Annotated in this window: 12 protein-coding genes; 9 read left to right on the plus strand and 3 right to left on the minus strand. The window is 72.7% G+C overall.

Going from position 1 to position 22,731, the window contains the following annotated elements; all coding sequences use genetic code 11:
- Positions 1 to 17: 17 nt before the first annotated feature.
- The 4 genes from I4J89_RS41545 to I4J89_RS41560 are packed head-to-tail and all read left to right on the plus strand — an operon-like array spanning position 18 to position 4,469.
- Entirely contained in the window at positions 18 to 776 is a 759-nt protein-coding gene (locus I4J89_RS41545; RefSeq protein ID WP_196419714.1) for an FkbM family methyltransferase, read from the plus strand.
- Positions 773 to 2,602, plus strand: coding sequence for a putative glycosyltransferase family protein (locus I4J89_RS41550; RefSeq protein ID WP_196419715.1), 1,830 nt, complete (start codon positions 773 to 775; stop codon positions 2,600 to 2,602). Before I4J89_RS41545 ends, I4J89_RS41550 begins: the two co-directional genes overlap by 4 nt.
- Positions 2,599 to 4,335, plus strand: a complete 1,737-nt coding sequence (locus I4J89_RS41555) for an MmpA family trehalose lipid delivery protein (protein WP_196419716.1) — start codon at positions 2,599 to 2,601, stop codon at positions 4,333 to 4,335. The genes I4J89_RS41550 and I4J89_RS41555 overlap by 4 nt, the downstream gene beginning before the upstream one ends.
- Complete coding sequence (locus I4J89_RS41560) at positions 4,311 to 4,469, plus strand: hypothetical protein (RefSeq protein WP_196419717.1); 159 nt, start codon at positions 4,311 to 4,313, stop codon at positions 4,467 to 4,469. The genes I4J89_RS41555 and I4J89_RS41560 overlap by 25 nt, the downstream gene beginning before the upstream one ends.
- 102 nt (positions 4,470 to 4,571) lie before the next feature.
- On the opposite strand, the gene I4J89_RS41565 is transcribed toward I4J89_RS41560, so the two are convergent.
- Entirely contained in the window at positions 4,572 to 5,753 is a 1,182-nt protein-coding gene (locus I4J89_RS41565; RefSeq protein ID WP_196419718.1) for a glycosyltransferase family 4 protein, read from the minus strand.
- A 104-nt stretch (positions 5,754 to 5,857) separates the two neighbouring features.
- Between I4J89_RS41565 and I4J89_RS41570 the strand changes: the two genes are divergently transcribed.
- From I4J89_RS41570 to I4J89_RS41585, 4 genes are all read left to right on the plus strand, one after another.
- Complete coding sequence (locus I4J89_RS41570) at positions 5,858 to 7,597, plus strand: substrate-binding and VWA domain-containing protein (RefSeq protein ID WP_196419719.1); 1,740 nt, start codon at positions 5,858 to 5,860, stop codon at positions 7,595 to 7,597.
- Entirely contained in the window at positions 7,594 to 12,543 is a 4,950-nt protein-coding gene (locus tag I4J89_RS41575; protein WP_196419720.1) for an alpha-(1->3)-arabinofuranosyltransferase domain-containing protein, read from the plus strand. Before I4J89_RS41570 ends, I4J89_RS41575 begins: the two co-directional genes overlap by 4 nt.
- A 66-nt stretch (positions 12,544 to 12,609) precedes the next feature.
- Positions 12,610 to 13,692, plus strand: coding sequence for a cell envelope lipid trafficking protein PgfA (gene pgfA / locus I4J89_RS41580; RefSeq protein WP_196419721.1), 1,083 nt, complete (start codon positions 12,610 to 12,612; stop codon positions 13,690 to 13,692).
- A 193-nt stretch (positions 13,693 to 13,885) separates the two neighbouring features.
- A complete protein-coding gene (locus I4J89_RS41585; RefSeq protein WP_196419722.1) occupies positions 13,886 to 17,839 on the plus strand; it encodes a bifunctional nitrate reductase/sulfite reductase flavoprotein subunit alpha in 3,954 nt (1,317 codons plus the stop codon).
- Positions 17,840 to 17,987: 148 nt separating this feature from the next.
- Here I4J89_RS41585 and I4J89_RS41590 read toward each other — a convergent pair whose 3' ends face one another.
- Positions 17,988 to 21,581 carry an SCO7613 C-terminal domain-containing membrane protein gene (locus tag I4J89_RS41590; protein WP_196419723.1) on the minus strand — a complete coding sequence of 1,198 codons (3,594 nt, stop codon included), beginning with the start codon at positions 21,579 to 21,581 and terminating at the stop codon, positions 17,988 to 17,990.
- A 94-nt stretch (positions 21,582 to 21,675) separates the two neighbouring features.
- Positions 21,676 to 22,176, minus strand: coding sequence for a MarR family transcriptional regulator (locus tag I4J89_RS50430; RefSeq protein WP_196419724.1), 501 nt, complete (start codon positions 22,174 to 22,176; stop codon positions 21,676 to 21,678).
- A gap of 52 nt (positions 22,177 to 22,228) precedes the next feature.
- Between I4J89_RS50430 and I4J89_RS41600 the strand changes: the two genes are divergently transcribed.
- Complete coding sequence (locus I4J89_RS41600; RefSeq protein ID WP_196419725.1) at positions 22,229 to 22,684, plus strand: nitroreductase/quinone reductase family protein; 456 nt, start codon at positions 22,229 to 22,231, stop codon at positions 22,682 to 22,684.
- Positions 22,685 to 22,731: the final 47 nt, after the last annotated feature.

Raw genomic sequence — 22,731 nt, forward strand, 5'->3', positions numbered from 1 at the left:
GGCTATGGTTCGTCACCATGGCAGGAACGCCGTCCACCCAGCTGAGCTCGCGTATCGCCGCGGCGCTCCCTCCGCGCGCTCTGGCCGCTGCCGTGCGCGTGGTCTACCCGCGAGTCGAGCCGGAACTGGCCCGACTCGCCTCGTACGTCCCGCGCTGCGGGACCGCCGTCGACGTCGGAGCCTGGTACGGACCGTGGACGCGTGGCCTGCGCCGGATCGCCGATCGGGTCGTCGCCGTGGAGCCCACGGCCGAACTTGCCGGCTGCGTGTCCGCCGCCTACCCGGACGTCCGGGTGATTCAGGCGGTCGCGTCGGACCATTCCGGCACGGCCGAGCTTTTTCTGCCATCCGGCGGTCCGGGCACCGGCACGTCCTCGATCGAGCACGGCGTCGGCGAGACGGTCACCGTCGCCCGGGTGACCCTCGACGAGCTGGAACTGACCGATGTCGGCTTCATCAAGATGGACGTCGAGGGTCATGAGATGCCGGCGCTGCTCGGCGGCGAGCGGACCATCCGGCGGGACCGGCCGTTGCTGCTGGTCGAGCTGGAGGAGCGGATCCAGCCGATCCAGCCGGTTCTCGACCTGCTCGCCGGCTGGGGCTACCAGCCGTTCGTGATGCCGGACGACCGATGGCTGCCGCTGGCCGGTTTTGACCTCATCGAGCACCAGCGCGGCGCGCTCGAGCGGGTGGACCAGAGCTTCGTCCGCCGGGTGGTGCGGCCCGAGCCACGCTACGTCAACATGCTGCTCTTCCGGCCGGAGCCGGCCCGGTGAGGGCGGGGCGGCTCGCCAGAGTCGATCCGATCAGCGCGGTCGCCGGTCTGCTGATCGCGGCGAGCGTCGTGTGGCGGGGATCGATCACGGTTCGCGGCTATCTCACGGTCGACGACTTCCCGATCCTGGCTCAGGCCGACGCGTCCGCGCTGACGCCGGGGCACCTGGTCGCGCTCTACAACAATCACTTCATGCCGGCCGGCCGGTTGATCGTCTGGATCACCGAGCGGCTGACCGGGTACGAGTACTGGCCGTACGCGACCCTGATGCTGCTCACGCAGATCGCCGTCGGTGTGGCGTTCTACCTGCTGCTGCGGCTGATGCTCCCGTCCAGCTGGGCGCTGCTCGTCCCGCTGAGCCTGTTCCTCTTCAACCCGATGACCCTCGAGGTGACCGCCTGGTGGGCGGTCGGGATCAACCTGCTGCCGATGCAGCTGACCATGATCCTCGCGCTCTACGCCCACGTCCGCTATCTGCGCTCCGGCGATCACCGCCACCTCGCGACGATGGCTCTGGTGATGGTCGCCGGCCTGCTCTTCTTCGAGAAGGCGCTGTTCATCGCGCCGTTGCTCTTCCTGGTCACGCTCTGCCTCTACGCGCCGGGCGGTCCGGTGCGCGCGCTGGTCACCACGGTTCGGCGATGGTGGCCGTCCTGGGCGGTGCTGGCCGGGATCTCGCTGGTCTACCTCGCCGCCTACCTGGGCATGTCGAACGGCTCGGCGCTGCGCACGCCGTCCTCGGCCGGTGAGGTCGGCACGTTCTTCCGGCAGTTCTACGGCGAGTCCCTCGCGCCCGGCCTGCTCGGCGGCCCGTGGGTCTGGCTCGACGCCGGCGACGGCACGGCCATCTCCGCGCCGCAGCAGACGGCCCGGTGGCTCTCCTGGGCGCTCGTCGCGCTGCTGATCGGCGTGACGATCTGGCTGCGCCGGTGGGTCGCGGTGCGGGCCTGGACCTTGCTCCTGCTCTTCTCGGCCCTGGCGTCCGGCCTGATCGCGGCGACCCGGCTGGGTTCGGCGCTCAGCGGCGTCTCCGGGCTGGTGCCGCGCTATCTCGGTGACGTCATACTGGTCGCGGCGCTCTGCGTCGGTGTCGCGGTGTGCGGGCTACGGCCGCTGGAAGCGGACGCCGAGACGGAGGACGACCTCGTGCCCGCGCCGCTGCGGGCCCGCACTCAGCCCGTCGTCGTCGCCCTCACCACCGCTGTGGTTCTGCTCATCGCGAGCAGCGTCTACAGCGGCACCGGCTTCGCCGCCGACTGGAGAATCAAGGCCGGGCGCGACTACCTGCGCACCGCGCAGGCCGACCTGGCCGTCGCCGAGGCAGGCACGGTTTTCATGGATCAGCCTGTTCCGGAGGCGGTGGTGCCCTCACTGTCGTATCCGTGGAACATGCAGTCGAAGTTCTTCGGCCCCGTGGAGAACGGGCCGATGTTCGTGACCGAGGCCCGCAAGTTGTCGATCTTCGACGAGGCCGGTCACGTCCGTCCCGCCTGGGTGAACGGGGTGAAGGCGCGGCCCGGGCCGATAAAGGGCTGCGGTTACCGGGTCACCGGCGGCCGCACCGTCCGGATCCCGCTGGCCGCGGAGGCGACCGACTACTGGCAGGTGGTGCGGATCAGCTACCTCAGCGACCGCGACACCACCGCGACGCTCCAGGTCGGGCGGCACGACCCCCGCTCGTTCGACGTGCATCGCGGCCTCAACGCGATGTTCCTGCTGATGCTGGTCGAGGGTGACGAGGTGGTGCTCGACGTGCTCGACCGTCGCGCCAACCTCTGCACGGACGAGATCGAGATCGGCGCTCTGGTGCCGCAGCCGGCGGGGTGACCGCGCGCCGCGGGCTCGTCCTGCACACGGTCGCCGCGGTGGTCACCGCGGTGGTGCTCGCGCCGCTCGCGCTGCCGGGCTACGTGCTGCGCTACGACATGGTGTTCGTGCCCCGGCAGCCGCTGAACTGGGAGATGATCGCGCCGGCCGACGCGCTGCCCCGCGCGGTGCCGCTGGACGCCGTCGTGTCGGTCGCGAACCTGGCCGTGCCGGGGTGGTTGCTCCAGCGGATCGCGCTCGTCGCGGTGGTCTACCTGGCCGCGCTGGGTGCCGCCCGGCTGCTGCCGACCGCACGGGTGATGCCCCGGGTCGTGGCGGCGCTCGCCTACGCGTGGACGCCGTACCTCGCCGAACGGCTGCTCCTGGGGCAGTGGGCGCTGCTGCTCGCGTACGCCGCCCTGCCCTTTCTGGTCGCTGCGGCGCGGGACCTGCGTGCCGGCCGGCCCGGCGCGTTGCCCCGGCTGATCCTCGCCGCCGCGCCCGCCGCGGTGACCCCGACCGGCGGCCTCATCGCGCTGGTGACGGTCGCCGTCCTGCTGCCGTTGCGGTCGCGCGCCACCGCCGCCGCCCTCGCGGCCGTCGCGGCGCTCAACGCGCCCTGGCTGCTCGCCTCGCTGAGCAGCGCGGCCGGCGGCAGTTCCGACCCGGAGGGCGTGGCCATGTTCGCAGCGCGGGCGGAGAACTGGGCCGGCTCGTGGGTGGCGCTGCTCGGCACCGGCGGCATCTGGAACGCGCAGACCGTGCCGGCCAGCCGTTCCTCGGTGCTGGTTCCGGTGGTCACCGTGCTGCTGCTCGCGGTGGCCGTCCTCGGCCTGCGCGAGCTGCGGCGGCGCTGGCCGGGCGGCGCGGACCGGCTGTTCATCCTGGCGGCGGGCGGATTCGTGCTGGCCGCGGCCGGGGCGGCCGGGCCCGGGGTGGCCCTCCTGGAGTGGTTGGTCGTGCACGTCCCGGGAGCCGGGCTGCTGCGTGACGGGCAGAAGTTCCTGATCCCGTACGCGCTGGTGACCGCGCTGGGCTTCGCGCTCGGCGCCGAGCTGCTGGCCGACCGGCTGGCCCGGCGGTTCGAGCCGGCGGCCGGCCGGGTGCTGCTGGCCGGCGCGATCCTGCTGCCGGTGGTGGTGATGCCGGACCTGGCGTTCGGCGCCTCGGGGGCGCTGCGGCCGGTGCGCTACCCGGCCGACTGGGACGTGGTGGCCGCGCGGGTGGCGGTGGCGCCCGGCGAGGTGCTGTCGCTGCCGTTCGAGGGCTACCAGCGCTACGACTGGACCCGCGGCGTCGTGGTCCGCGATCCGGCGCCCCGCTACCTGGACGCGCCGGTGCTGATGAACGACGCCCTGCGGGTCGGCGCGGTCACGGTGGACGGTGAGAACCCGCGTGCCACGGCCGCGCAGGCGCTGCTCGACGCCGGGCGGCCGGTGGCCGAGCTGGGGGCGCGCTGGGTGCTGGTCCGCCGGGGCCCGGTGGCCGAACCCCCGGCCCCGGTCCTCGCCGGCCTGCGGCTCGTCTACGACGGCCCGCAGCTGCGGCTCTGGGAGAATCCGGCCGCCGCGGACACCGGTCGCCTCGCGGGCGCCGGCCGCCGGATGCCCGCTCTGGCCGCACACCTGCTCGCCGCCACAGTGGTGATCTTCGCAGCCCTGGGACTACTGCGTATACGCCGTAGATCGTGGTACGGTCCGCGAACCCACGAGTCCGGGGAGGAAGAAACATGGCCAAGTTGGCCACCTTCGTAGTCGCGGCCGTCGCCGGGGGTGTTCTCGGTATCGTCGGCATTCTCGCGACCGTCGGTGCAGTGAGCCCGTCCGCCGATCACGTCGCAAGCATCGAGACCAGCGACACTGAGCCTGCGGCTTACGGCACTCGCTGACCTACCGGCGCGATCCGCGCTGCGGGATAACGAACATGCCCGGTGACTCACCTGGAAACAGGTGGATCACCGGGCATGTTTCGTCGGTGGCCGGCCGGCGGCCTACGGCACTCGCTGGCCGGCCGGCGACGTCGGCACCGCGGGCAGCTGCCCGGCGACCACCTCGGCGAAGGCCTCTCCGGCCTTCTCCCAGGTGAACCGCCGGGCGTACGCCGCCGCGGCCGCGCCCATCTCGGTGCGCCGCCGGACGTCCAGCAGCAGCGACCGCACCTCCAGGTAGAACTCGTACTCGTTGTCGACGAGCACGCCGGTCTCACCGTCGGCCATGGCGTCGGCGACGCCGCCGGCGGAGCGGAACGCGACCGAGGGCGTGCCCCGGGCGCCGGCCTCGACGATGGTCAGCCCCCAGCCCTCCTTGAGGGAGGGCATCAGCATCAGCCAGGAGCCGCAGAGCAGCTCGTGCTTGCGTTCCTCGGACACGAAACCGGCGAAGCTCACCCGGTCCTCGATGCACAGATCGCCGGCCAGCCTGATCAGCGGCTCGTCCCACCAGCCCTGCCCGGCCACCACCAGCTCCACGTCGGGCAGCTCGGTGGCCAGCAGCGCGGTCGCGCGCAGCGCGAATTCCACCCGCTTGTGCGGCACCAGCCGGCCGAGCACCATGAGGCTCGGATGCGGGGTACGCGCAATCGGCGGCCCGGTGACCTCAGGAGTGCCGTTGTGAACGACCGAGATCCGGTGCCGGTCGACTCCCAGCCCGACCAGCTCCTCGCGGGTGGATTCGGACACTGTTATATAGGCGCAGCGACGGTAGACGCGTACGGCCAGCCGCGACTCGATCCACCAGCCGACCTTCGCCACCCGCGGGCCGAACACGACCGGCCACTGTTCACGGTGCACGTGGTGGACCAGGGCGATCACCGGCCGGCGGGCGTACAGGCGGCTGAGGAACGGCATGCCGTTGCCCACGTCGATGATCAGATCCGGACGTCCGATGCGGCGTCGGGACAGCGGGCCGAGGCCGAGCACGCCGGCCAGATAGGTGAGCGCGGCCATCAGGTAGACGGTGTGCCGGCCACCGCGCCGGACGATTCGCAGACCTTCCGGCGTGATCTCCTCGGCCGGCGCGGTACCGTGCGCCTGGCAGAGCAGGGTCACCCGATGACCCTGGCGGATCAGTTCAGCGGCGATTCGGTCGAGAAAGAGCTCCGAGCCGCCGCCTTCGGGATGCTTGGTGTCCCGCCAGTTCAGGAACAGGATGTGACCGCCGCGGGCGTCCGTCATGGTCTACTCTGCCACCCCTACTAGCGAGTACGATTCGCGGTCGGGTCACACTAGGGCAGCCCCGTGAACATCCGCAACGGTGGCGAAACAACGGGAGGCATTGGGTGGCCGACGGGAGCCTCCGCGCGCGACCGGAGTTCTGGCCGGTCACGCTGCTGAGCGTGGCGCTGATCGCGGTCCTCGCCGGCTGGGCCGGATTTACTTATGTCGATCGCACCAGAAGTGAACCCGGGTGCGACGAACGGACCACGCTGCGGGTCGTGACGGCGCCGAGCATCGCCGAACCGGTCCGCGAACTCGCCGACCGGTTCACCGAGCGTCAGCGTTGCCTCGACGTCCTGGTCGAGGGGCGGGAGTCGGCCGACGTGCTGCGGACCATCGCGGGAACCGTGCCGGTCGCCGCTACGGCTCCGGCCACCGCCTCCCCGTCGCCGTCCGTCCGGGGCAGCGCGAGCGCCTCCGCCAGTGCCGGCCCCGGCCGGACGGCCACCCCGGCACCCGACGTCTGGTTGCCGGAGTCGACGCTGTGGCTGCGCCGGGCCCGTGCGGTCGGCGCGTTCCAGGTCCCCGACGACGGTGTCTCGGTGGCGACCACGCCGGTGGTGCTCGCCCTGGACGGCGCCTCGGTGACCCGGCTGACCCGCGAGCGGCGGACGCTGGACTGGCCCGGCCTGGTCGGTGCCGCCAAACTGCCCGTCGCGGTGTCGCTGCCCGACCCGGCGACCAGCCCGCTCGGCTTCGGCGCACTGGTCGGCATCCGGGCGCTCGCCAAGTCCGATCCGGCCGGCACGGTGGCGATCATGCGACGGCTCACCCGGGACACCGTCTCGACGGCGGGGGAGGCGGTGCCCGATCCGACCGGGCCCGGCATGAACGAGTTCTCCGTGATCAGCACCGAGCAGCAGGTGCTGCGCAACGCGGCGGCCGGTAAGCGGCAGGTCGCGGTCTACCCGCCGGCGGCCGTTCCCGGCCCCGACTACCCGTACGCGGTGCTGACCTCGACCGGCGGCGGACGGGAGGTGGCCACCGCCTTCCTGCACTCGATGCTCGCCGACGACGGCGCGACCGTGTTCACCGAGAACGGGCTGCGCACCCCGGCCGGCCAGCCGCCGAAGTCGATTCCGGCCGCCACCAAGGTGCGCACCACCGACTACCCGCCGGCTCCGCTTCCCGATGTGGCGGCCACCGAGGACCTGCTCCACACCTGGGGCGGTGTGCACATCAGCGCTCGGATGCTGGCCGTCTTCGACATCTCCGGCTCGATGGCCGAATCGGTGCCCGGATCGCAGGAGACCCGGATGAGCGCCACCATCAAGGCCGCGCAGGACGGGTCCAACCTGCTGCTCGGCACGACCGAGCTCGGTGTCTGGGAGTTCTCCACCGACCTCGACGGCGCACGCGACTACCGCGAGGTGATCCCGGTGGGCCCGATCGGCCCGCGCCGCCAGCAGATGCTCGACCGGGTCGGCCGGATCAAGGTCGAGCCGAACGGCGCGACCGGGCTCTACGACACCACTCTGGCCGCGTACCGGGACGGCACCCGCAACTGGCAGCCCGGAAAGATCAACATGGTGCTGATCCTGACCGACGGGCGCGACGACAACCCGGACGGGATCAGCCGGGCCCGGCTGCTGCGCGAGCTCAAGGGACTGGTCGATCCGAAACGGCCGCTGCCGATCCTGTTCATCGGCGTGGGACCGGGCGTCGACAAGAACGAGCTGGACCAGATCGCCAAGGTCACCGGCGGGCAGGTCGCGCTCACCGCGAAGCCTTCCGGAATCCGAGATATCTTCTACACTTCGCTGGCCCAATTCAGCTGCCTGCCCCCGGAGTGCCGCCGATGACCGCCGCCCTCCGGGAGCGGACGCCCACCGTGGCTGCCACACCGCACGCCCCGCGCCGCTCGTACCTGGCGATCGCCGGAGCGCTGGTGCTCGTGGTGATCGCCTTCGTCCAGCGTCCCGGCCGTACCACCTTCGACACCAAGATCGACCTGGCCGAGAACCCGATCGGTTTCATGGAACGGGCCCTGCACCTGTGGAACCCGTGGGCCACCTCGGGCGAGCTCCAGCAGCAGGCGTACGGCTACCTGTTCCCGATGGGCCCGTTCTTCGCCGCCGGTGACCTGCTCGGCGTCCCGCCGTGGATCACCCAGCGGGTCTGGTGCGCGCTGCTGCTCTGCGCGGCGTACTTCGGAGTGCTGCTGGTGGCCCGGGTGCTGCGGATCGGCACCGAGCCGGGGCGGGTGGTCGGCGCCCTGGCGTACGCGCTCGCTCCGCGGATGCTCACCGAGATCGGTCCGCTCTCCTCGGAGATGCTGCCGGTGGTCTTCCTGCCGTGGGCCCTGCTGCCGCTGATCTGCGTACGCCGGATCGGCTCGCCCCGCCGTGCCGCCGCGCTCTCCGGCCTGGCCGTGCTGTTCATGGGCGGGATCAACGCGGCCGCCGTGGTGATGGCGCTGGTGCTGCCCGGCCTGTGGCTGCTCACCCGCCGCTGGGACCGGCATCTGCTGGTGCTGATGGCCTGGTGGTGTGTCTGCATCGTCGGGGCCACCCTGTGGTGGATCGTCCCGCTGCTGCTCTTCGGCGAGTACAGCCTGCCGTTCCTGGACTACATCGAGTCCTCCGCGACCACCACCGCGATCACCTCGCTCTTCCAGGCCGTTCGCGGCACCAACCAGTGGAGCGGCTACATCGTTCAGGGTGAGCCGTGGTGGCCGGCCGGCTGGGCGCTCGTCGACAACCCGGCGCTGATGGCGGGCACCGCCCTGGTCGCCGCGGTCGGACTGCTCGGCCTGGCGCTGCGCGGGCTGCCCGAGCGGCGCTTCCTGGTGATCGGCGCGCTGACCGGCCTGACCCTGTTGACCATGGGTTACGTCGGCACCCTGGACAGCCCGTTCGCGCCGCAGATGCGCGAACTGCTCGACGGCCCGCTCGCACCGCTGCGCAATGTGCACAAGTTCGAGCCGGTGCTGCGCCTGCCGATCGCGCTGGGCATCGCGTACGCCGCGAGCAAGGCGATCGCCTGGCGGCGGGTCCGGATCCCGGCCGCACCGGTCGTCGCGGCGCTGCTCGTCGTCGCCGCGGCACCGGCCTGGATGCTCATGCTGCGTCCCGGCCCCGGCTGGTCCTCGGTGCCCTCCTACTGGAGCCAGGCCACCGGCTGGCTCACCGACCAGGACGCGCGGGCCCGCACCCTGGTGGTGCCCGGTTCCGGCTTCGCACAGCACACCTGGGGACGGACGGTCGACGAGCCGATCCAGCCGCTCGCCGGCGCGCCCTGGTCCACCCGCCACCAGGTCCCGCTCGGCTCGGAGGGCAACATCCGGGTGATGGACGCCGTCGAGGCCGTCCTGGCGCAGGGCCGCGGCTCCGCCGCCCTGGCCGGGTTCCTCGCCCGCTCCGGCTACCGCTACCTGCTCGTCCGGCACGACCTGAACCGGACCGCGTCCGGTGCACCGCCGATCGCCGTGGTCCGCCGGACGATCACCAGCTCGCCGGGCCTGAAACCGGCCGCCACGTTCGGCCCGCGGGTCGGCGCGGGCGGCTCGGCCACCAGCCCGGTCGACGCGGAGATCTCGGTGCCGGCCATCGAGATCTTCGAGGTGGAGCGCGAGGTGCCGGTGGTCTCGGCGACCGCGCTGGCCGGCACGCCGGTGATCAGCGGCGGCCCGGAGTCGCTGCCGGGCGTCCTCGAGCAGGGACTCCTCGACCCCGGGCAGCCCGCGGTGCTCGCCGGCGACCAGGACGGCAAGCTGGCCGTGCCGGAGGCGCAGGGGCCGCGGATCGTCACCGACGGTCTGCGCCGCCGGGAGCTCAACATCGGGCGCTCGCGCGACAACGTCAGCCACACCCTCACCGAGGACGAGGAGACCCGCCAGGGCCGGGTACGCAGCGACCTGCTCCCGTTCCCGGCCAAGGGTCACCAGACGGTCGCCGCCTACCAGGGCATCCGTAGTGTCGAGGCGTCCAGCGGTGCCAGCTTCGCCGACTCGCTCGGTGCGACCGACCCGTCGGCCCTGCCCTTCGCGGCGCTCGACGGCGACTCGTCGACGGCCTGGCGGTCCGACCCGTACCAGCCGGCCGCCGGGCAGTGGATCGAGGTGGAGACGGAGACGGCGAAGCGAGTCACCTCGGTGACCGTCGACTTCGCCGAAGACCTGCGGATCGCCGCCCCGGTGGCGCTGGTACGGCTCACCACCGACCAGGGCATCGTGGACCGCGCGGTGCCGGCCACGCCCGGTCCGCACGAACTGTCCACCCTGCCCGGTCTCACCACCTCGGTGCGGGTCACGGTGCTGGCCCTGCGCCAGGGTTTCCAGGGTGCTGTCGCCCTGCGCGAGCTGGGCATCCCCGGGCTCATCGCGGAGCGGGCCATGCGGGTTCCGGCCGACGCCGGGAAGTCGGCCGCCCCGGTCTACTCGTTCCAGCGCGCACCGCAACAGCGGGGCGCCTGCTTCCCGATCGACGGGCGGGTCCGCTGCGACCAGTTCCTCGCCCGGGCCGGCGAGGAACCGCTGGGCATCGACCGCTTCTTCACCACACCGGTGAGCGGTGCCTACGACGTGAAGCTGACGGCTCTGCCCCGGCCCGGAGGTCCGGTGCCGCTGGCCCGCCCGGTGACCGCGTCCGCCTCGTCGACGCTGACCGGTGATGTCACGGTCGCCGCGTACGCCGCGTCCGACGGCGATCCGGCCACCGCCTGGCTCGCCGACCCGACCGACGCCAGCCCCACCCTGCGGCTGGCCTGGACCGGCGACCGCCGGCTCGACCGGTTCCGCCTGGTGGTGCCCCGGCAACCGGCGGCCGCCCGGCCGACTCAAGTCCTGGTACGCACCACCGCCGGTGACGCCGTCGCCGACATCGGCCCGGACGGCTGGGTGCGTTTCCCGGCCGCCACCACGAACCGGCTCGAGGTGACCGTCACCGCCGCCGAGCGGGTCATCGCCGACACCCGGGGCAACGGCTGGCCGGCCCCGGCCGGCGTCGCCGAGATCGAGGTGCCCGGGCTGGCCGGGCTGCTGACACCGCCGAGCGACAGCACACCGATCGCCGCCCCGTGCGGTGCCGGCCCGGCCGTCGAGATCGACGGCGACTCCTACCCGACGTCGGTTTCCGGCACCCTCGCGGACATCCGGGCGGGCCGTCCTCTGCCAGTTACCGTGTGTGACGATTTCGCGAGCGACTTCGTCCAGCTCGCGGCGGGCGACCACCACCTGCGTACCGTCCCGTCCGCGTCGTTCGTGGCGGATTCGGCGGCGCTCGTCCGCGACCGCGCTCCGGCGACGCCACCGGCTGTCGCCCGGCGTGACGTGCGCATCGAGCAGTGGGACAGCACCGAGCGGACGTTCACCGTCGCCGCCGGCGAGGCATCACTGCTGGTCGTGTCGGAGAACCACAACGCGGGCTGGGTGGCCACGCTCGGTGATCAAGAGCTGCGCCCGGTGCGGGTGGACGGCTGGCAACAGGCGTTCGTGCTCCCGGCCGGTGAGGGCGGCCTGGTCACCCTGCGGTTCACCCCGGACCAGCCGTACCGGATGGGGCTCCTGGCCGGGGCGGTGTGCGTCTTCCTGGTGGTGTTGCTGGCCCTGGCGCCGGTCCGGCGGCGCTGGGCGCCGGTCACCCGGCCGCCGGCGCGGGCGTTCCGCGCCATCCCCGGCGGGCCGGGCTGGATCGTGGTGCCGCTGATGGCGCTGGCGGTCGCCCTGGGCGGAGCGGCGGCCGCCGCGCTGCTGCTGATCGCCCTCATCGTCCGGCAGCTCCGGCCCGGCGCGCTGCCCGGCCTGGCGTTCCTGAGCGCCCTGGTGGGGCTCGGGGTCGCGGTGAGCGGGCGGCTTCTCGGCCACGGGCAGGAGTGGGCGTACGACGCCGCGGTGCAACTGGCCATGCTGGCGGCGGTCTGCTGGGTAGCCGCCACCGTCGCACCCTCGGCCGGCCGGCCGGACGAGAAGGCGTTACCCGAGGAGGAACCGATTCCGGACACCGCTACCGAGCCGTACCGGGCGTCACTGCGCCGGTCGGTGGGTCTGTACAAGGCGTTCCTGGTCGAGCAGACCGACCCGGACCGGTTCTACTCGCTGCTCGCCAAGGACTCGGTGCGACAGCTGGGCTCGTACGTCGATCTGGCGGGCGCGCGGGTGCTGGACGTCGGCGGCGGGCCGGGCTACTTCTCGTCGGAGTTCCGCGAGGCCGGCGCGACGTACCTCGGCATCGATCCGGCGGTCGGCGACTTCGCCGCGGCGGGCGCCCAGGTCAACGGCATGGTCCGGGGAAGTGGCACCGCGCTGCCGATTCGCTCCGGTGCGCTCGACGTCTGCTACTCGTCGAACGTGCTGGAGCACGTCGACGCGCCGGAGGCGATGCTCGCCGAGATGGTGCGGGTGACCCGCCCGGGCGGAACGATCTACATGTCGTTCACGCCCTGGTGGTCACCGCACGGCGGGCACGAGACGGCGCCCTGGCACTTCCTCGGCGGTGACCGGGCCCGGCGGCGCTACCAGCGCAAGAACGGCCGGGAGCCGAAGAACCGCTTCATGGAGACGCTCTTTCCGGTCAGTGCGGCCCGCGCCATGCGCTGGGTCCGGTCCGCCCGTCGCGCCGGTGACGTCGCCGTGGTCGACGTGCTGCCCCGTTATCACCCGCGGTGGGCCAAATGGGTCGCCCGGGTGCCGGTGCTCCGGGAGACCCTGACATGGAATTTCACCGTCGTGCTGCGGCGCGAGGGCGAGTCCGTTTCAGCGATCGTTCAGGAAGATGTGGCCAGGGTCTCGCTTCCGGATGTGACTCAGTAGTAACCTCTCGCAAGCTTGGCATACATCACTCGTGCCACTTTCCCGTTTCCACCTCGTGGAGGACATATGAAGTCCCGCGTCATCGGCACCGTGCTGTTCGGTCTCGGCGTCTTGGCGTTGGTGTTCGCCGGCGGCCTGGCGTTCTTCGTGGCGCCCGCGGTCAAGCAGCTGCCGTACGACATGGAGATGACGCAGTCGGTGGCCGAGGCGCCGAACGCACGCTTCCTCCAGATCACCAACGGCGAGGCCAAGGTCAACTCCGGCACACTGCGTTCGACGGTCACCGTCCAGCCGGACACGGAAGAGACCACCAAGCTTTCCGACGACCTCGACGGCACCGCCCTGGTGTGGGTGGCCGGCCAGCAGGTCACGCGTACCGACACCAACGAGCTGATCAGCGCGTACAGCACCTCGCTCGCGGTCGACCGCAAGACCGGCGCGGCGGTGGACTGGGACGGCGCCTGGCTGGACACCGGCAACAACCGGCAGCCGGTCGACTACACCGGCCACATGTACAAGTTCCCCTTCGGCACCGAGAAGGAGAGCTACGACATCTTCGACCGGGACCTGCTGCGCGCGGAGCCGGCGAAGTTCGTCAAGACCGAAGAGGTCGCCGGGCTGGAGACCTACCAGTTCGTCCAGGAGATCCAGAACGCGACGCAGGAGCTCCCGGCGGACCGCCTCGCGGTGATCCTGGGCCAGCTGCTGCCCACCGCCACCTCCGGCGAGGTGACCTACAGCAACACCCGTACGGTGTGGGTGGAGCCGACCACCGGCCAGTTCATCCGGGTCCAGGAGCAGCAGAAGAAGTCCCTGGTCGGTAACGACGGCACCTCGGTGGACATCCTCGACGCCACCTTCCTCTACACCGAGGACACCACCACCCGGGCGGCCGAGACCGCCGCCGACAACCGCCAGAAGCTGAACCTGGTCGGCCTGTGGGGCCCGCTCCTGCTGGGCGTGCTCGGCCTGATCCTCGCTGTCGTGGGTGGCGTCATGCTGACCCGCGGCCCGAGGACCGCCGAGGCCGGCGTGCCGGCGCAGCGCAACGGCAGCCCGCGCCACGCCGCTCAGAACGACGCGGACGAGGAGACCGACCGGACCGAGGCAACCGCCGCGGCCGGGTCGGACAAGTCCTCGGACAGCTGACTCCCGAGCAACATCTCGCACCGCCCCATCGGACCGACGGTCCGATGGGGCGGGTCCGTCTCCGGCCAACCTCGATCACAACGCGCGCGAGCCCGAGGTGACGCGCGGGTAATCGGGGACGCACTTCCGCTTGACCGTCCGGAAACGGCGAGTTCCTAGCGTGAGTGCCGGACCCAGGCTGGAAGAGGTGCGTGTGACTGCCGATGTCACCCAGGTGCGAACGGTGTGCGGGTATTGCGGCGTCGGCTGTGGGATGGTCCTCGACCTGTCCACCGGCGTCGACGGCCGGCGCCGGGTGGTCAAGGCGAGCGGCGACAAGCAACATCCGGCGAACGCCGGCCGGCTCTGCACCAAGGGTGCGACGAGCGCCGACCTGCTCGCCGCGTCCGGCCGGCTGGACAGTGGGCTGATCCGGCACCAGCGCGGGAGCGAACCGCGGCGCATCGACGCCGGCTCGGCGATCAGCGAAACCGCCCGCCGGCTGCGCGCGATCATCGACGAGCACGGCCCGGACGCCTTCGCCATGTACGTCTCCGGCCAGATGACGCTGGAGGCCCAGTACCTGGCGAACAAGCTGGTCAAGGGGTACATCGGGACCAACAACATCGAGTCCAACTCGCGGTTGTGCATGGCCAGCGCGGGCACCGGCTACAAACTCTCGCTCGGGGCGGACGGGCCGCCCGGCTCGTACGACGACCTCGACCACGCCGACGTGTTCCTGGTGATCGGCTCGAACATGGCCGACTGCCACCCGATCCTCTTCCTGCGGATGATGGAGCGGGTCAAGGCCGGGGCCAAGCTGATCGTGGTGGACCCGCGGCGTACCGCCACCGCGGAGAAGGCCGACCTCTTCCTGCGGATCCGGCCCGGCGCCGACCTGGCGTTGCTCAACGGCCTGCTGCACCTTCTGGAGCCGGACCAGGAGTTCATCTCGGCCTGGACCGAGGGCTGGGAGCAGATGCCGGAGTTCCTGGCCGACTACCCGCCGGACCGGGTGGCCGAGCTGACCGGGATTCCGGAGACGGACATCCGGACCGCGGCCGAGTGGATCGGCAGCGCCGCGAACTGGGTCAGCCTCTGGACCATGGGGCTGAACCAGAGCACCCACGGGACCTGGAACACCAACGCGCTAATCAACCTGCACCTGGCGACCGGCGCGATCTGCCGTACCGGCAGCGGGCCGTTCTCGCTCACCGGCCAGCCGAACGCGATGGGCGGCCGGGAGATGGGCTACATGGGGCCGGGGCTGCCGGGACAGCGGTCGGTGCTGGTGCCGGCGGATCGGGAGTTCACCGAGCGGGTCTGGGGCGTACCGGCCGGGACGCTGCGCACCGAGGTCGGCAAGGGCACGGTCGACATGTTCGAGCAGATGGCGGCCGGCCGGATCAAGGCCTGCTGGATCGTCTGCACCAACCCGGTCGCGTCGGTCGGCAACCGGCGGACGGTGATCGCCGGCCTGGAGGCCGCCGAGCTCGTCGTCACGCAGGACGCGTTCGCCGAGACCGAGACCAACGCGTACGCCGACATCGCGCTGCCGGCGGCGATGTGGTCCGAGACCGACGGCATCATGATCAACTCTGAGCGGAACCTCGCCCTGGTGCATCCGGTCGCCGAGCCGCCGGGCGACGCGCTGCCCGACTGGCAGCTGATCGCCCGCGTCGCGGCCGAGATGGGATACGCCGAGGCGTTCAGTTACGCGAACGCCGCGGAGATCCTCGAGGAGATCAAAAACTTCGCCAACCCCCAGACCGGGTACGACCTGCGCGGCGTCACCTACGAACGGCTGAACGAGGGCCCGGTGCAGTGGCCGGCCGCACCCGGTGGCCCGGCCCGCAACCCGATCCGGTACCGCACGGCCGACGGCGGCCTGCGGTTCGCCACCCCGAGCGGCCGGGCCGTCTTCCACGCCCGCCCGCACGTGGACCCGGCCGAGATGCCGGACGACGACTACCCGTTCGTGCTGAACACCGGCCGGCTTCAGCACCAGTGGCACACCATGACCAAGACCGGGAAGATCGCCAAGCTCAACCGGCTCAACCCGGAACCGTTCGTCGAGATCAACCCGGTGGACGCCGAATGGTTCGGCATCGCCGCCGGCGACCAGGTCGAGATCGCCTCCCGGCGGGGCCGCGCCGTGCTGCCCGCGGTGCTCACCGACCGGGTGCGGCCCGGCAGCTGCTTCGCGCCGATCCACTGGAACGACCTGTTCGGCGAGTACGTCAGCGTCAACGCGGTGACCAGCGACGCCGTCGACCCGATCTCGTTCCAGCCGGAGCTCAAGGTCTGCGCGGTCTCCCTTACCCGGGTGGCGACCGCCGTCGAGCCGAGCGCACCGCCTCCGGCCACCAGCCTGCTCGAACTCGACCTCACGCCACCCGCCCTCACCGAGGACCAGCGGCGCTATCTCGCCGGTTTCCTGGCCGGGGCGCAGGTGGCACGGGCGGCCCCGCCGATCCTGCCGGAGAACGCGCCGTTCGACCGCGGGACGGCCATGTGGCTCAACGGCTTCGTGGCGAGTGCGATGGGCGTACCCCGCATTGATTTTGATTTTGAAAGGGGGCCGGCGGCCGGCCGGCTTCAGATCCTCTGGGCCTCGCAGACCGGAACCGCGGAGGACTTCGCGCGCACGCTCGCCGACCGCCTGGCGGCCACCGGCCGGCAGATCAGCATGCTCGGCATGGACGCCGACGCCGCCGAACTGCTCGACCCCGGCGCCGACCTGCTCGTGGTGACCAGCACGTTCGGCGACGGCGACGCGCCCGACAACGGTGCCGCGTTCTGGCACTCGCTGACCGGCGACACCGCGCCCCGCCTCGACGGCCGCCGGTACGCGGTGCTGGCCTTCGGCGACTCCAGCTACGACGACTTCTGCGGCCACGGCCGCCGCCTCGACGAACGGCTCGCCGAGCTGGGTGCGGTCCGGCTCGCACCGCGCGCCGACTGCGAACCCGACTTCGAGGACACCGCGCACGGCTGGCTGGACAGCGTGGTGACCGCGCTGACCGGGACCGTGCCCGTGCCCGCGCCCGCGCCGGCGCCGACCAAGGCCGCGCCGCTGACCGCGACGCTGTCCGGAAACCAGCTGCTCAGCCTGCCGGGATCGGCCAAGGAGGTACGCCGGTTCACGTTCGACACCGGTGGCGGCCTCGAGTATCGGGCCGGTGACGCGCTCGGCGTCTGGCCGGTCAACAGCCCCGCGCTGGTGGCCGAGTGGCTCTCCGCCACCGGCCTCGCCTACGACACCGTCGTCGACCTCGACGGGCCGGTGGCGTTCGGCGAGGTGCTGTCCCACTGCCTCGACATCACGAAGATCACCAAGGACCTGCTGCGCTTCACCGCGGAACGCGGCGGCGCCGGCCAGCTGAAGACGCTGCTGCGCGCCGACAACAAGGGCGAGCTGGCGAAATGGTCCTGGGGGCGGCAGGCCGTCGACCTGATCGCCGAACACCCGGTCCGCGCCACCGCACAGGAGTGGGTCGGCGTGCTGAAGCGGCTCCAGCCCCGGCTCTACTCGATCAGCTCCACCCCGCTGACCGATCCCGATCAGGTCAGCCTGACCGTCTCGGTGGTCCGCTTCGACAGCCACCTCGGTCGCGCCCGCAACGGCGTCTGCTCCACCCACCTGGCCGACGCTCCGATCGGCGCGGAGGTGCCGATCTTCGTGCAGAAGGCACCGCACTTCCGGCCGCCGGCCGACCCCGCCACTCCGATGATCATGGTGGGGCCGGGCACCGGAGTGGCGCCCTTTCTCGGGTTCCTCCAGGAGCGGCAGATGCTCGGCGCATCCGGGCCGAACTGGCTGTTCTTCGGCGAGCAGCGCCGGGGCACCGACTTCTACTACGCCGACGAGCTCACCGCGCTCAGCGACTCGGGCACCCTCACCCGGCTCGATCTGGCGTTCTCCCGGGACCAGCGGACCAAGGTGTACGTCCAGGACCGGATGCGCGAGCACGGCGCCGCCCTGTGGGCGTGGTTGCAGGACGGCGCGCACTTCTACGTGTGCGGCGACGCCAGCCGGATGGCTCGCGACGTGGATCGGGCGCTGCACGACATCGCGGTCAACCACGGCCGGTTGAGCGACGAGGCGGCGACCGCGTATCTGAAGCAGCTCGCCGCCGACAAGCGTTACCTCCGCGACGTCTACTGAGATTTCTGGTACGCGTGACGGGACGTCCCCGCTCTCCCGCGCGAGCGGGGCGGTGGGGCGCGGCCCCAGCGCGACCGCCGGGAAACGGCAGGCGCCGGGCCGGCTCAGCTCATGCGGCTGACGGCGTTGCGCAGGCGCCGGGGCGGGCTCAGCTCATGCGGCCGACGGCGTTGCGCAGGCGCAGCAGGTCGCGGCGGCGCTGCTCCATCGTGGTCGCGATGCCGACCAGCAGCAGGCCGCCCACGGCAAGCGGAACCCAGCGCGGCACCAGGTCCCAGAACTGGATCACCTCGTGCAGGGCGACAAGCGTGAGCACCCCGCCGCCGGCCACCACCGGAGCCTGCACCCGCGCCCGCGCGCCGGCCACCAGCACCGCGAGGGCGCCGACGCCGAGCAGCAGCCGCCGGGCGTACTGCGGGTCGTCCGACGTGCTGCCGGCGATCACGGCGAGCGTCGGCAGGAACGCGGCGGCCAGCGCCGGCCCGTACGCGGTCCACGAGGGCAGGCCGGGCCGGTCCCGCCGGGCGAGCCAGCCGAGGAACACGGCCAGGGCGGCGGCCGGCAGCGTGTAGACCTCCGGGGTGTCCACCTCGATCGAGACCAGGAACAGCCACCAGCCGAGCAGCACCGTGAGCGCGGCGGCGAGGGCGTAGCGGAACCGGGTGCGGCGGCTCTCGCCCGGCAGGACCGCGCGGACGACCAGGACGGTCGACCAGAGCGTGCAGACGATGGCCGCCCGCTCCGCGCTGTCGGTGAGGAAGAGGGCGACCACGGCGGTCGACTGTGCGACGGCGGCGACGGGCGTGGCCTCGCGCGGGCGGTAGCGGACAAGGATCCAGTTCAGCGCCGCCGCCACAGCGGCGGCGGCCAGCACGGCGAGGGCGATGCCGTCGCCGTTCAGCCCGGCGGCGTCGCCTGAGGTGTACGCCAGCGCGCCCACCGCGACCGCACCGGTCACCCAGCCGGCCGTCCGGACTGCCAAGTCGCGGCCACTCGTCCCGATCACCGCCGCGGCTACCACCAGCAGGCCGAGCGCCGTGAGCGTGGCACCGTGCGTGGGTGTCGATCCGGCTAGACCGGCTGCTGCCAGTGCTCCGAAGAGGAGGGCGCTCAGCAGGGTGCCGGCACTTGCGGGTGCGAGCGCGGCGGCGATCAGGCCGGCTAGGCCGACCACCAGGCCGGAGATCGGCACGGCCGGCCAGGATGTGCCGGCGGCCGCGAAGGCCAGGGGGATGGCGAGGCCGATCAGAGGCATGGCCGCCATGGCCGCCGCACGCCAGTTCGGGATCGGTGCGCCGGCGGGGCCGGCCGGCTCAATGGGGCCGTTGCCGGCCGGGCTGGGTGGGCTGTCACCGGCTGGGTCGGCCGCGCTGGACGAGCTGTCGCCGGCAGGGCCGGCATCACTGAGTGGGCCGTTGCCGGCGGGGTCGGCGGCGCTGGCGGGCCTGTTGCCGGCCGGGGCGGCGGCGCTGGGTGGGCCGTTGCCGGCCGGGTCTGTCGCACGCAGGAGGGCCGGGCTGGCCGTGCGGCCGGTGAGCAGGCCGGCCAGGGCGGCCGCGAGCGCGGTGAGCAGCAACGCGGCCACCGTCGACCAGGCCACCGGCGGGACGGCCGGGGTCGTGCCGGACCAGATCGTGGTCAGCTCGCGGTAGGGCTCGACGAGGACCACCGCGAGGTCCGCGCCGGTTGCGGCGATCAGCACCGCTGCGGGCACCGGGACGGCGCTCGCGTATGTTCCGGCGAAACCGCCTCGGGTCGCCACCAGGGCGGCGATCAGCAGCAACGCCGCCGCGGCGTAGAGCGCCACCGGGTCGGTGCCGGCGAGCGCCCACACCGGACTGGCCGTGGTGAGCAGCAGCGCAACGGCTAGCGCTTCGGCGGCGTACCAGGGGAGCAGCCGCACGGCCGCGCAGAGCAGCACGATCACGCCGAAGACCGCGCGCACCTGGACGGTGGGGGAGACATCCGCGGCGATCAGCGCCAGCCACACCGCCGCCGGCACCGCTAGGAGGCCGGCCGTCAGGGCGCCGGCACCGGCGTCGGCGCGGCGCGGCCCGGACCGCACTGCCAGGGCCGTACCGATTCCGATCAGGGCGATCGCGGCGCAGACACCGGCCGCCACACCGGGCCGGCCGAGCCCGGCCAGCAGCGCGTGACCGGCCGCCGTCGCGCCCAGCCCGAGCCGGATCGCGAGCGTCGTCCGGCCGGCGGCGCGCGTAGCCAGCGCCAGGGCGACCGCGGCGACCAGCATCCCGGCGATCGCGGCGGACCACCAGGGCAGGCGGAACGCCGCCGGCACCAGGAACCCCACCAGGACGATCGCGGCCAGGGCCAGGTCGATGCGGGTCCGGGCCGGCAACAACAGGAGGTACGCGCAAACCACCGCGACCGCCGCGACCGGCAGATCCCATCCGAGCCCGGTGACCGTCTCCGTCCACGGTGCGTCGAGGAGCGGACGGGCCGCCAGCACACTGCGGCGCGCGGCGACGAGCGCCCACCCGGTGACCGCGACCGCCGGCACCGCCGCCACCGCGAGTGCGCCGATCCACGGCCCCTGGCCGACATTTCCCGGCAGCCGCCGCCGGGCCAACGCCACCAGCCCGGACAGCAGCAACGCGACAAGGGCGAGGCGCAGCGCGGCCGTACCGGGCTCGAGTCGCACGGCCCACCCGCCGGCCGCGATGCCCAGCGCGCCCACCAGCAGACCGCCGGTGATGGCCTGGGCCGGGCGATTCCCGCTCAGCCCGGCAGCACCGACCACGACCAGCGTGACCAGCACCAGCACTCCGCCGCTCGCGGCGGCGCGGGCGGCATCACCGGCGAGGAGCAACTCGGTGAAGGCGAGCAGGGCGGCCAGCCCGGCCGCACCGGCACCACAGACGTACGCGACCAGGCCGATCCCGTCCGCCCGGAAGCGGGCCGGTCGTAACCGGAGCACCGCCACGTTCAGCGCGGCCACCCCGGTGAGCGCGAGCGACCAGCCGAGCGCTCCCGGGTCCAGGGAGGCCATGGCCAGGGGCAACGCCGGCTGGATGATCAGCAGGGCGGCGACCCGTGGGCCGGTCAGTCCGACGAGGTGCCCGTAGCCGAGGGCGGTCGCCGCGGTCACCGTGCAGACCGCGGCCGCGTACGCCTCCGGGGGTGTCCCGGCCACACCGAGGAAGTCGACCGCCCAGGCCGCGTACCCATCCAGAAGGATCATCAGCAGGCCGACGGCCGCGAGTGTCTCGGCGGCGGCCGTCAGGCCGCGCCGCGCCGCGATCGGTGGCACCGCGAGGATCGCGGCCGTGGCCGCGCCGAGCAGCAGCGCGCGCCCGAGCACGCCGACCTGGGCCCACGCCACCGCGGTGAACACCGCCGCCGCGACGAGCAGGAGCAGGCCGCCGAGGGTGAACAGCACGTTCTGCACGGTGAGTGTGGCGAGCCGGGGTTCCGTCGGAGGGGGCGGTGGTGCCGGCACCGGCCGGGGCGCCGCCGTGGTCATGGTCGTGCGGACCGCGTCGCTGACCCGGGAGGCGGCCGCGTTGCGGCGGGTCGTGGTGTCGGTGAGTTGCCGCTGGATGCCGTCGAGCTCAGCGCGGGCAGCTTGCAGACGCTGGTTGAGACCGGCGATCTCCGCGTCCAGCCGGATCACCTCGATGGCGTCGGGGTCCGGTGCGCGCCCGCACGACGGGCAGCCGGACTCGGCCGAGGCGGGGGTACCGCAGTAGGGGCACGGATATTCCGATGGTGCGCTGGTCACGGCGGTTCCAGTGGTGAAGGGAGCCCGGGCGTGGGCTGTGCGCACAGTTTCCAGCACGAACGCAACCTCGTGCCTGCGGCCCGGCCCTTCCCGGTCAGCCGTCCGCCATGGTGCGGATCCGTTCGGCCTGTTCGAGTTGCATACGGCGGCCGACGTGGAGGAACTCGGTGATCAGCGTGAGCTCGGCGGGGGAGTAGCGGTCGAGCAGCCGCAGGCCGGCTTCCCCGATCGGGCGGTAGACACGGTCGAGGATCTCGGCGGTGGTGGCGGTGACCGTGACGACGGCCCGGCGCCGGTCCGAGGGGTCGACCTCGCGGCGCAGGTGGCCGGCGGCGGCCAGCCGCTGGATCGCCGCCGTGGTGGCGGCCGGGCTGAGCCGGGCCGCGGTCGCCAGCGCACCGGCCGTCATCGCCTCCGCGGCGCTGACCAGGCCGAGGATCCGCAGGTCGGTACGGTTCACGCCGAGCCGGGCCGCGGCCGCGTCGTCCACCTCGTCGGCGGCCGCGCCGAACCGCGCGGCGGCGTCGGCTGCCGCGGCCCGGATCACGGCGGGACCGGCATGCGCATCCGTGTTCGCCGGCGATTGCTTCGACACTCGAAGGAATATACCCTGCCAGGAAAGCTTCGATCGTCGAAAGGATTCCCTGATGCCCGGCGCGACCCTTCAGCTTCCCGGCTGGCTGCCGTTCGCCAACCGTGTCGTCCGTGTCCTGAACCGGCTCGGCCTGCGACTGGGCACGATCCACGTGCTCACCGTGCCGGGCCGGAGGTCCGGCGTCGCCCGCTCCACGCCCGTCTCGCCGCTGACCGTGGGCGGTCGCCGCTACGTCGTGGCCGGCCTGCCCGAGGGGGACTGGGCGCGCAACGTCCGTGCCGCCCGGCGCGGCGAGCTCGCCGCCGGTCGCCGCCGGGCCGACGTCGCCCTCGTCGAGGTGACCGACCCCGAGGAGCGGCGCGCCGTGATGCGTGCCTTTCCGGTCGAGGTTCCCAGTGGGGTCCCGTTCTTCGTCAAGCTCGGCCTCGTCACCAAGGGGGATCCGGACGAGTTCGCGGCGGCCGCCGACCGTGTCGCCGTCTTCGAGATCCGCACCGAAACAGATTGAAAACCGGCGCGCGATGCTCGTCGGCGTTAGAATTCTCAGCTGGCCAA

The organism is Actinoplanes aureus, from assembly GCF_015704865.1.
Classification (GTDB): domain Bacteria; phylum Actinomycetota; class Actinomycetes; order Mycobacteriales; family Micromonosporaceae; genus Actinoplanes; species Actinoplanes aureus.

Bases quoted from the DNA above. Each gene is read 5' to 3' on its own strand.
- I4J89_RS41545 (WP_196419714.1), top strand. From the start codon at position 18: ATGGCAGGAACGCCGTCCACCCAGCTGAGCTCGCGTATCGCCGCGGCG.
- I4J89_RS41560 (WP_196419717.1), top strand. From the start codon at position 4,311: ATGGCCAAGTTGGCCACCTTCGTAGTCGCGGCCGTCGCCGGGGGTGTT.
- I4J89_RS41565 (WP_196419718.1), bottom strand. From the start codon at position 5,753: ATGACGGACGCCCGCGGCGGTCACATCCTGTTCCTGAACTGGCGGGAC.
- I4J89_RS41575 (WP_196419720.1), top strand. From the start codon at position 7,594: ATGACCGCCGCCCTCCGGGAGCGGACGCCCACCGTGGCTGCCACACCG.
- pgfA (WP_196419721.1), top strand. From the start codon at position 12,610: ATGAAGTCCCGCGTCATCGGCACCGTGCTGTTCGGTCTCGGCGTCTTG.
- I4J89_RS41600 (WP_196419725.1), top strand. From the start codon at position 22,229: ATGCCCGGCGCGACCCTTCAGCTTCCCGGCTGGCTGCCGTTCGCCAAC.